The following is a 10070-nucleotide window of genomic DNA, read 5'->3' as shown; positions in this document are numbered from 1 at the left end:
TCACTACGCGATACCGGATTCATCGCACCCCTTCTCCTGACTCGGCCCATGCGGTACAGAGCGCCGGGTCGAATGGGCATCCGCCGAGCCGCAGGTGGTCGGCGTACTCCTCGCGGAAGTACTTCAGCGAGGAGAAGATCGGGCTCGCCGCGCCGTCGCCGAGGGCGCAGAACGACTTGCCGTTGATGGTGTCGCTGATGTCGAGCAGCTTGTCCAGGTCGGACTCGTCGCCGTCGCCCGCCTCGATCCGCTGTAGCAGCTGAACCAGCCAGTAGGTGCCCTCCCGGCAGGGGGTGCATTTGCCGCAGGACTCGTGCGCGTAGAACTCGGTCCAGCGCAGCACCGCCCGCACCACACAGGTGGTGTCGTCGAAGATCTGCAGCGCCTTGGTGCCCAGCATGGAGCCCGCACCGGCGACGGCCTCGTAGTCCAGCGGCACGTCGAGGTGCTCCTCGGTGAACAGTGGCGTGGACGATCCGCCGGGCGTCCAGAACTTGACCCGGTGCCCGGCGCGCACGCCACCGGCGTAGCCGAGCAGTTCCCGCAGCGTGACGCCCAGCGGCGCCTCGTACTGGCCGGGCCGCGCCACGTGACCCGACAGCGAGTAGAGGGTGAAGCCGGGGGATTTCTCGCTGCCCATCGAGCGGAACCAAGCGATGCCGTTGCGGATGATGGGTGGCACGCTGGCGATCGATTCGACGTTGTTCACCACCGTGGGGCAGGCGTAGAGGCCGGCGACGGCGGGGAACGGCGGACGCAGGCGGGGCTGTCCACGGCGGCCTTCCAGCGAATCCAGCAGCGCGGTCTCCTCGCCACAGATGTAGGCGCCCGCGCCCGCGTGCACGACCAGTTCGAGGTCGTAGCCGGAGCCGAGGATGTCGTGGCCGAGGAAGCCCGCCTCGTAGGCCTGCGCCGCCGCGGCCTGCAACCGGCGCAACACCGGAACCACTTCGCCGCGGACGTAGATGAACGCGTGCGCCGCGCGGATGGCGTAGGAGGCGATGACGATGCCTTCGATCAGCGTGTGCGGCGTGGCGAGCATGAGCGGAATGTCTTTGCAGGTACCCGGTTCCGACTCGTCGGCGTTCACTACGAGGTAGTGCGGTTTGGTGACGCCGTCGGGACCGGGACCTTGCGGGATGAAGCTCCACTTCATGCCGGTGGGGAAGCCCGCACCACCGCGGCCGCGCAGACCCGCGTCCTTGACGGTCTGGATGACCTGGTCGGGGTCCATTCGCAGCGCGGTGCGCAGCGCCTGGTAGCCGTCATGGCGCAGATAGGTGTCCATCGTCCAGGACTGCGGATCGTCCCAGTACTCGGTCAATACCGGTGTGAGCGTCATCGGAGGCCCTCCGCATCGTCTTGCGGCGCAGGGGCTTGCATGCCCTGCTCGCGGGCGATGCGCAGGCCGGCGAGCGTGGCCTCGCCCGCGGCCCCGTCGAGGACGCCCTCGCGTTCGTCCGGGAATCCGGCCAGGATGCGCGCGGTCTGCTTGAACGTGCACAGTGGCGCGCCGCGGGTCGGGGTGACCTGTTGTCCGGCGCGTAGGGCGTCCACCAGGGCGCGTGCCGATTCCGGGGTCTGGTTGTCGAAGAACTCCCAGTTGACCATGATGACCGGGGCGAAGTCGCAGGCGGCGTTGCACTCGACATGTTCGAGGGTGATCGCTCCATCCGCCGTGGTCTCGCCATGTCCGATGCCGAGGTGGCGCTCGAGCGCGGCGAGGATGGCGTCACCGCCCATGACCGCGCACAGCGTGTTGGTGCACACGCCGACGTGGTAGTCGCCGGTCGGGGTGCGCCGGAACATCGAATAGAAGGTGGCGACCGCGGTGACCTCGGCGCCGGTGAGGCCGAGTTGTTCGGCGCAGAAGTCGATGCCGGTGCCGGTGACGTAGCTCTCCTCGGACTGCACCAGGTGCAGCAGGGGAAGCAGCGCCGACCGCGGATGGGGGTAGCGAGCGATGATCTCCTTGGCGTCGGTCTCCAGCCGCTCACGCACGAAGGGCTGGTACGGCTCGGGCCGGGTGCCGAGCTTCAGCAGGATTGCCGACCCACCCGTCGACTGGCCACCGCTCGTCGAATCGCTGTGCGATGCTTCGCGCCCGCCCGTCAGCCGGCCACCATCGCTCATGGAATCGCTGCGCGATTCTGTACTCATCGGTCCACTCCGCCCATGACCGGGTCGATGCTGGCGACCGAGGCGATGACGTCGGCGACCATGCCACCCTCGCACATCGCCGCGACCGCTTGCAGATTGGTGAACGAGGGGTCGCGATAGTGCACCCGGTAGGGGCGCGTACCGCCGTCGCTGACCATGTGCACGCCGAGTTCTCCCCGCGGCGACTCCACGGCCACGTACACCTGGCCCGCCGGGACGCGGATGCCCTCGGTGACCAGTTTGAAGTGGTGGATGAGCCCCTCCATGGAGGTCCCCATGATCTTGCCGATGTGCTGGGGAGAGTTGCCCAGTCCGTCCGCGCCGAGCTGGAGGTCGGCAGGCCAGGCGATCTTCTTGTCGTCCACCATGACCGGGCCCGGCCGCAGCCGGTCCAGACATTGCTCGACGATCTTCAGCGACTCCTTCATCTCCTCCACCCGGATGACGTAGCGGCCGTAGGCGTCACAGCCGGTGGTGGTCGGAACGTCGAATTCGTAGTTCTCGTAGCCGCAGTAGGGCTGCGCCTTGCGCACGTCGTGCGGGAGGCCGGTGGCGCGCAGCACCGGGCCGGTGATGCCGAGGGCCATGCACCCCCGCAGATCGAGGTAGCCGATGTCCTGGGTGCGGGCCTTCCAGATCGGGTTGGACGTGAGCAACTGCTCCATGTCGCGCAACCGCTTGGGCAGCAGCGCGAGCAGTTCGCGCACCTTGCTCACCCCGTTGTCGGGCAGGTCCTGGACCAGGCCGCCGGGCCGGATATACGCGTGGTTCATCCGCAGCCCGGTGATCGTCTCGAACACGTCGAGGATCAGCTCACGCTCGCGGAACCCGAACAGCATCGGCGTCAGCGCACCGAGTTCCATGCCGCCGGTGGCCAGGGCGACCAGATGCGAGGAGATGCGGTTGAGTTCCATCAGCAACACCCGGATGATCGTGGCGCGCTCCGGGATCTGCTCGGTGATGTCGAGAAGTCTCTCCACGCCCAGGCAGTAGGCCGTCTCGTTGAAGAACGGCGCCAGGTAGTCCATGCGGGTGACGAAGGTGACGCCCTGAGTCCAATTGCGGAATTCGAGGTTCTTCTCGATACCGGTGTGCAGGTAGCCGATTCCGCAGCGGGCCTCGGTGACCGTCTCGCCTTCGATTTCCAGGATCAGCCGCAGCACGCCGTGCGTGGACGGGTGCTGTGGGCCCATGTTGACGACGATGCGTTCCTCACCGGCGCCGGCCAGCGTCTCGGTCACCTGGTCCCAGTCCTGCCCGCCGACGGTGACCGTGGCGGGTTCCGGTCCGGTGCCCTCGGTGATGCCGGGCCTGGTGTCGATGTCGTTCAGCCCACCCGTCGCTCGACCGCCACCCCTCACGGAATCGCTTCGCGATGCTTTCATCAGCTGTATGCCCTCCGCTCGTCGGGCGGCGGGATGCGCGCGCCCTTGTATTCGACCGGGATCCCGCCGAGCGGGTAGTCCTTGCGCTGGGGGTGGCCTCGCCAGTCGTCCGGCATGGTGATGCGGGTGAGCGAGGGATGACCGTCGAACCGGATGCCGAAGAAGTCGTAGGTCTCGCGTTCGTGCCAGTCGGTAGTCGGATACACCGCGTAGAGCGAAGGGATGTGCGGGTCCGCGTCCGGCGCGGACACCTCCACCCGCAGGCGGCGGTTGTGCGTGATCGACATGAGGTGGTAGACGGCGTGCAGTTCGCGGCCGGCATCTTCCGGGTAGTGCACGCCGTTAACGCCGAGGCAGAGTTCGAAACGCAGTGCGGGATCGTCGCGCAACGCCTGTGCGACGGCGAGCAGGTGTTCGCGGCGCACGTGCAGGGTGAACTCGCCGCGGAAGACGATCACCTTCTCCAGCGCCGTGTCCAAGCGGGTGCCACCCGCGGCGAGCGCGGCGCGCAGGGCGTCGACCACCTCGTCGAAGTAGCCGCCGTAGGGGGGCGGCGTGCCGCCGGGCAAGGTGACCGGACGGACCAGGCCACCGTAGCCGGAGGTGTCGCCGGTGCCGGTGACGCCGAACATGCCGCGCCGCACCGCGATGACGTCGGCGCCGGGCTGCGCGGAATCCGCTTCGGGCAGTGTGCCTTCGGGACCCGCAGTGGCCGCGGCGTCGATCGCGTCGTGCGCGGGCGGCGTGCCGGTCTCGTCGGAGGTATCGAAGGTCATCGCAGCAGACCCTCCATCCGGATGGTCGGTGTCGAGGCGAGCGCGGCCTCTTCGGCGGCGCGGATGGCCTCCTCGCGGTTGACGCCGAGCGGCGTCTGTTGAATCTTGGCGTGCAGTGCCAGGATCGCGTTGAGCAGCATTTCCGGGCGGGGCGGGCAGCCGGGCAGGTAGATGTCGACCGGTACCACGTGGTCGACGCCCTGCACGATGGCGTAGTTGTTGAACATCCCGCCGGAGGACGCGCACACGCCCATGGCCAGCACCCACTTCGGTTCGGTCATCTGGTCGTAGACCTGGCGCAGCACCGGGGCCATCTTCTGGCTCACCCGGCCCGCGACGATCATCAGATCGGCCTGCCGTGGCGAGGCACGGAAGGCCTCCATGCCGAAGCGGGCGATGTCGAAACGGCCCGCGCCGGTGGCCATCATCTCGATGGCGCAGCAGGCCAGGCCGAAGGTGGCCGGCCACAGCGAGCCCTTGCGCAGGTATCCGGCGAAATCCTCGACCGTGCTCAGCAGGAAGCCGCTGGGCAGTTTTTCCTCGAGACCCATGTTCTCTGACTCGCTTCCACTCGTCGGCTACGAATTCGGTTGCGCGGCACTCAGTCCCAACTGAGCCCGCCGCGTCGCCATTCGTAGGCATAGGCCACGGAGACGTTGAGGATGAACAACGCCATCGCGGCTAGACCGAAGAGACCGAGCGCATCGAAGTGGACTGCCCACGGGTAGAGGAACACGATCTCGATGTCGAAGATGATGAACAGCATGGCGGTGAGGTAGTACTTCACCGGAAAGCGTTGTCCGGTAACGCTTCCCGGCCCGCCAGCGACGGCGTGCGGCGTGGGTTCGATGCCGCATTCGTAGGCTTCCAGCTTGGCCCGGTTGTAGCGCTTCGGGCCGATCAGGGCCGCCATGACGATGGAGAACAGCGCGAACGCCGCCGCGATCGCGCCGAGGACAAGAATCGGCACCTCGATATTCACGACTGCACTTCCCCTTCTTGCGAGCTGCAGCTGGGTGACAACAGCGTCCGAGGCGGGCTGACGTCGTTGTCCGCCTCGGCCAGACTCGCCCTTTGGCTTCACCGGGATGGGGTCATTACCAGGACCGTTCCCGTGTGAGATAGGGCACAGCCTACAACCGAACGGTCCGGCCGCCGCGAGTTTCGCGAGGTCGTTTGATCGAATTCAGTACAACTATTTATGACTGAAACGGGGGTAATCCGGGAAGTCGGCATGTGAGGTTTGCTGAACGTCGAGAAGGCGACGCGAAGTGTCGGTCCTTGCGACGTCAAATGTGGTTCCGAGCAGGTTCGGAGTCGGCATCCGCGACAGGGATCGGTGCCGATGTGACCGTCTGGACCGCGGTGAAGTTGCTTCGCATGTCGCGCCGAAGTCCGAGCCCCGGCGAAGGGTTAATTAATGCATGATCGCTATGAATGCCGCTTGTTGGGACGGCGGCGATCAGGCTGCGGAACGGCTGCGCAGCAGTCCGACCACGGCCTCGGTGAGACGGATCGGATCGATCGGATGGGCGACCGACGCCTCCGCGCGCGACCAGTTGGCCAGCCACGCGTCGTCCGCGCGGCCGGTGAGCACCAGAATCGGTGGGCAGGGGTCGATTTCGTCCTTCAACTGCTTGGCGATGCCCAGCCCGCCCGTCGGGGCCGCCTCGCCGTCGAGGATGGCCAGATCGATGCCACCGGCATCCATCTGCGCGATCACCACCGCCCCGGTGGCCACCTCGAGATACTCGAATGCCGGGAACTCCGGGTGCGGGCGCTTGCCCAGGGCCGAGATCACCTGGCGGCGGGTGTCGGCGTCGTTGCTGTATACGAGAACCCGCAGTGGGGTGATACGAGCGGAATCGGCCACGAACGGCATGGTACGTCCGCGACGGCGGGCCGCGTGGCAGGTTGGCGCAGATCGTCTCCGCGCGTCGTACGGCGGCTCACCGCGCGTCACCGGGGGCGTCATTTCGCTGCAACGCGATGACAAGTTGTCGATAAGAATCTGCCGGTAGAGTCCGGCCGATGCGGGGAGATATCACGCAAGCCCTCGTCGATACCGACGTGTGGACCGATGCGGTGCTGGACGGAGCCGGGATTCCGGTGATCGACGTACCGTTCGTGACCATCGGCAGCGGGATCGGATCGTTCGTCACGTATGACACGCTTCGCATCTTCGGCGTACCCGCGCACGCGATGGCGGTGCTCGGGCCGCAGGAACACCCGTGGGCCTCCTATGAATACCTGACCAGGGTCTCGCAGATTCCGCGCTCGGAACGCCTGCGCAGCGACTCGGCGTCCACGCCGGACAACATCTGGGGCTTTCCCTCCTACGCGGTGCGGGAGGCCATCGCGGACAAGTCGATCGGGCCGCTGTGGAACGTTTTCGTCGAACCCATCTTCGCCAACTACTACACCCCGCGGGCGGGCCAGGCGTTCGCGGCCATGGAGCGGGAATTCCACCGCATCGGCTACGCGAACTCGCTGCACCGGGGGCACGCTCGCATGGTGCGCAAGCGCCACGGCGGCGGCTATTTCACCATTCTCACCCCGCCCGCGGGCTCGACGCCGACCAAGCGGGTCGCGTTCCGGAGCACGTATGTTCATGTGGCGGTGGGTTATCCGGGCTTGAAGCTGTTGCCGGACCTGCAGGACTACCGCGAGACCCATCGTGATCCGACCCGCGTGGTCAACGCCTACGAGCCGCACGAGCACGTCTACCAGACGCTGCGGCGGCGGCCCGGCACGGTGATGATCCGCGGCAGCGGGATCGTGGCCAGCCGTGTGCTGCAACGGCTCGTCGACGACCGGGACGCCTACGGGCTCAGCACGCAGATCCTGCATCTGTTCCGCACCTACGTCGCGGGCCCGCACGGCACGAACCTCTTCAATCGGCGCAGGGGCGGCGATGGGTGGGCCTACCAGGGGTTCAACTATCCGAAGTCGGTGTGGGGCGGTCAGCTCAAGCAGAGGGTACGCGGGCTGCAGGGCGAGGAACGTGCCAAGGCGTACCAGGAGTTCGCGGGCACCAACACCCCGATCAGAAACAATTGGCAGGAACAATTGCGCCGCGGTCGCAAGCAGGGGTGGTATCAGGTGATGGCAGGCACGATGCGGGCGCCGCGCCCAGCCGAGGGACGCCAAGGCGTGGTCGCGACGATTCTTCCGGACACCACGGCGCCGTTGCCGTTTCCTCCGCCGACGCAGCCGTTCGACACGACCGTCGATTACATCATCGACTGCACCGGGTTGGAGGCCGACATCCGTGAGCACCGGCTCCTGGCCGACTTGCTCGACCACTCCGGCGCCGGGCGCAATCCGATGGGACGGCTCGACGTGGACACCACGTTCGAGTTGATCGGCACCCGCAGCGGCGCGGGGCGGATGTACGCATCCGGCAGCGCGACGCTCGGCGGGCCCTTCGTCGGCGTGGACACCTTCCTCGGTTTGCAGATCGCCGCGCAGGAGATCGCCGATGATCTGGCCGCGCTGGGATTCTGCCGCCGGATGGGTCCGCTGCGCTCGACGCGGCAATGGTGGCTGTGGGTTACGAACAAGAAGATCTGAGCAATGCTTCCTACCTTGAACGGGCGAATTCAGACCCGTGTTCTCGCGCTGAGCGTGATCGGATTCTTCGTCGCGCTGATCATCACCCCATTTCTGCCGACCGGATCGCCGAGTATCGGTCAGGCGTATCGGGTGACGTTGTCGGTTCTGCTCGCCACCGTTCTGGTCGGCGTGCTCTGGGAATTGCTCTACCATTTCCTGCAGCAGTTCCGCTGGGAAAAGGATTGGCCGACATTGTTCGGTTTCGTCACCATTCTCAACGAGGGCGCGCTGATGTGGGTCCTCGTGCGCTACACGACGGTGGTGCTGCCCGGGCAGCTACGTCCGTCTCTCGCGGCGTTTCTGCTCCAGTTCGTCAGCACGTGGATCGTGTTCTGGCTCATCGTCAATGGGCCGATGCGGGTCGTCTTCCACCGGTGGCGGTTCCAAGGCGGCAGGTTCCTATGAGCGGACAGATCGAGGTGGTGCCCGGCTCCCATGTCGTGGCGAGCGCGAGCGGCGCGGTCGTGGTGGTCGCGCACCGAGCCGACGGCCCGGTCACGGCGGACGGGGTCGCCGCCCGGACGACAGCGGCCCTGCTCGACATCGTGCGGGAGGCTGTCGCGCGCGATCGGCGCCGCAGCGGGCGCGCGGTGGCGCGGCTGGCGACGACCTGGCTGATGAACCTGCCGGACGGCGAGGAGGACGAAGTCGAATTCGGTGTGATCACCCCTGTGGAGGATGGCGTCGCGGTGTTCCTGCACGGGGGCGTGACCGCGATTCTGGGCGATCCCGAGCGCACGGAGGTGCTGCGCGGCCGGGACGCCGGATTCACCGTCGACCGCGTGGTGACGCCGGGGCCGGGCATCGGCGCCGCGTTGTTCGTGGACGAGGCCGGGCACAGCGTGGGTTCCTTGCCAGGGCATGGAATCTTCGCGCTCGGGGAGGGGACGGCGCCGGGGTCCGGCGCTGTGCTGTGGGCGACGGCTCAGGCGCGGTCGGTATCGCAACCGCCGCCGGGTGCGCCGCCCGACACCGCTGCCGAAGCACGAGCCACATCGAAACCAGACCCGGTCGCAGGGCGGCCGATCGCGGAACCGGCCGCGGAAGTGACATCTCATGAGAGCTCCGCACCACACCTGGTTTCCGAACAGCAACCGCGGCCCACAGCGACCCCCTTCTCCGAGCCCGAAGCGGTGTCCGCACCGCATGGTGCCGAGCCGGTCCTCGATGCGCGCTCTGCGGTCCCGCCCGATGCGCGCTCTGCGGTCCCGCCCGATGCGCGCCCGGGTCCCGAGCAGGCGGCCGGGCCGCCGCCGCGACGGATGCCGAGCCTGCGCAAGGACGAATCCGGCGATGACGCAACGGAAGTCGATCTCCAGGCGCGAGCATCCGGCGCGGGCGTGACGCCGCCGGTGGCGCAGCCGGTCCTGCCGCAGCCGGAGCGCGGCGGGCCACGGCCGGAACGCAGCGGTCCCGACCACGCGATCGCCACCGACGCGAATCTCGCCGAGACGGTGGCGCCGTCCGCGGAGGTCGTCGCCGACGCGCGCGGATCCGCCGGTGCGAACACACTGGGCCATCGGGTGATCGTGCCGGGTTTCCAATGCGCGCGGCATCATCACAACGATCCGCGGGTGTCGTTCTGCGCTGTGTGCGGCATCCGGATGGACCAGCTAACCTGCGTGCTGACCGAGGGTGTGCGCCCGCCGCTGGGGGTGCTGCTGCTCGACGACGGTACCTCGTTCGTCCTGGACAACGACTGTGTTCTCGGGCGCGAACCGGAGTACGCGGAGGCGGTCGGGTGCGGTGCCCGACCGGTGCGGCTGGAGGACAGCTCGGGCGGGATGTCCCGGGCGCACGCGGAAATCCGCCTCATCGACTGGGACGTGACGGTGATCGATGGTGGCTCCACCAACGGCACCCACATTCGCCAGCCCGGCCACCAGGAGTGGATCCGGGCCATCCCCGGCCATCCGGTCACCCTTCTCCCCGGCGCTCAGATCCAGCTCGGCGGACGCGTTCTCACCTTCGACTCACCGCACGGTCAGCTGTAGCCGCGGCCTCGGGTCCCGAGCAGATCGGTGCGCAGGTCGTGTCGGAAGGGACAGGTGTCCAAGACGGCGGCGAGATCGAGGACGCGGGTCGCAACCTTCGGCCGATCGCTGTGCCGATCAGTGTGGTCCTGGTGACGAGG

General features: G+C 67.6%; 10 protein-coding genes. 3 read left to right on the top strand and 7 right to left on the bottom strand.

Annotated features, from left to right (window positions below; genetic code table 11):
• Positions 1-19: 19 nt before the first annotated feature.
• From nuoF to OHA40_RS34020, 7 genes are all read right to left on the bottom strand, one after another.
• Positions 20-1342 (bottom strand): NADH-quinone oxidoreductase subunit NuoF, encoded by a 1323-nt coding sequence (nuoF, locus tag OHA40_RS34050; protein WP_330230907.1) that lies wholly within the window; start codon positions 1340-1342, stop codon positions 20-22.
• On the bottom strand, positions 1339-2160 hold the full coding sequence (nuoE, locus tag OHA40_RS34045) for an NADH-quinone oxidoreductase subunit NuoE (protein WP_330230906.1): 822 nt from the start codon (positions 2158-2160) through the stop codon (positions 1339-1341). Before nuoE ends, nuoF begins: the two co-directional genes overlap by 4 nt.
• Positions 2157-3491: an NADH-quinone oxidoreductase subunit D gene (locus tag OHA40_RS34040; RefSeq protein ID WP_442944091.1), complete on the bottom strand. Its 1335-nt coding sequence runs from the start codon at positions 3489-3491 to the stop codon at positions 2157-2159. Before OHA40_RS34040 ends, nuoE begins: the two co-directional genes overlap by 4 nt.
• Before the next feature lie 53 nt (positions 3492-3544).
• Positions 3545-4321 carry an NADH-quinone oxidoreductase subunit C gene (locus OHA40_RS34035; protein WP_330230904.1) on the bottom strand — a complete coding sequence of 259 codons (777 nt, stop codon included), beginning with the start codon at positions 4319-4321 and terminating at the stop codon, positions 3545-3547.
• The gene (locus OHA40_RS34030) at positions 4318-4872 is read right to left on the bottom strand and encodes a NuoB/complex I 20 kDa subunit family protein (protein WP_330230903.1); all 555 of its coding nucleotides are present in this window, start codon (positions 4870-4872) and stop codon (positions 4318-4320) included. Before OHA40_RS34030 ends, OHA40_RS34035 begins: the two co-directional genes overlap by 4 nt.
• A gap of 50 nt (positions 4873-4922) precedes the next feature.
• On the bottom strand, positions 4923-5303 hold the full coding sequence (locus OHA40_RS34025) for an NADH-quinone oxidoreductase subunit A (RefSeq protein WP_330234471.1): 381 nt from the start codon (positions 5301-5303) through the stop codon (positions 4923-4925).
• A 480-nt stretch (positions 5304-5783) separates the two neighbouring features.
• Positions 5784-6203 carry an Rv3143 family two-component system response regulator gene (locus tag OHA40_RS34020; protein ID WP_330230902.1) on the bottom strand — a complete coding sequence of 140 codons (420 nt, stop codon included), beginning with the start codon at positions 6201-6203 and terminating at the stop codon, positions 5784-5786.
• Positions 6204-6352: 149 nt separating this feature from the next.
• Between OHA40_RS34020 and OHA40_RS34015 the strand changes: the two genes are divergently transcribed.
• Genes OHA40_RS34015 through OHA40_RS34005 form a run of 3 tightly spaced genes read left to right on the top strand, consistent with a single transcriptional unit; the run spans position 6353 to position 9930 of the window.
• Positions 6353-7894 (top strand): hypothetical protein, encoded by a 1542-nt coding sequence (locus OHA40_RS34015; protein WP_330230901.1) that lies wholly within the window; start codon positions 6353-6355, stop codon positions 7892-7894.
• Between the two features lie 3 nt (positions 7895-7897).
• Positions 7898-8341, top strand: coding sequence for a hypothetical protein (locus tag OHA40_RS34010; RefSeq protein WP_330230900.1), 444 nt, complete (start codon positions 7898-7900; stop codon positions 8339-8341).
• Complete coding sequence (locus tag OHA40_RS34005) at positions 8338-9930, top strand: FHA domain-containing protein (protein ID WP_330230899.1); 1593 nt, start codon at positions 8338-8340, stop codon at positions 9928-9930. The genes OHA40_RS34010 and OHA40_RS34005 overlap by 4 nt, the downstream gene beginning before the upstream one ends.
• The last annotated feature ends 140 nt before the right edge of the window (positions 9931-10070 follow it).

The sequence above is a fragment of the Nocardia sp. NBC_00508 genome (assembly GCF_036346875.1).
Classification (GTDB): Bacteria; Actinomycetota; Actinomycetes; order Mycobacteriales; family Mycobacteriaceae; genus Nocardia.
Note: the sequence above shows the minus strand (reverse complement) of the source record. Positions and strands in the feature narration are given on the sequence as shown.

Coding starts and splice junctions, on each gene's coding strand:
- nuoF (WP_330230907.1), bottom strand. CDS start 1,342: ATGACGCTCACACCGGTATTGACCGAGTACTGGGACGATCCGCAGTCC.
- nuoE (WP_330230906.1), bottom strand. CDS start 2,160: ATGAGTACAGAATCGCGCAGCGATTCCATGAGCGATGGTGGCCGGCTG.
- OHA40_RS34035 (WP_330230904.1), bottom strand. CDS start 4,321: ATGACCTTCGATACCTCCGACGAGACCGGCACGCCGCCCGCGCACGAC.
- OHA40_RS34030 (WP_330230903.1), bottom strand. CDS start 4,872: ATGGGTCTCGAGGAAAAACTGCCCAGCGGCTTCCTGCTGAGCACGGTC.
- OHA40_RS34020 (WP_330230902.1), bottom strand. CDS start 6,203: ATGCCGTTCGTGGCCGATTCCGCTCGTATCACCCCACTGCGGGTTCTC.
- OHA40_RS34015 (WP_330230901.1), top strand. CDS start 6,353: ATGCGGGGAGATATCACGCAAGCCCTCGTCGATACCGACGTGTGGACC.
- OHA40_RS34010 (WP_330230900.1), top strand. CDS start 7,898: ATGCTTCCTACCTTGAACGGGCGAATTCAGACCCGTGTTCTCGCGCTG.
- OHA40_RS34005 (WP_330230899.1), top strand. CDS start 8,338: ATGAGCGGACAGATCGAGGTGGTGCCCGGCTCCCATGTCGTGGCGAGC.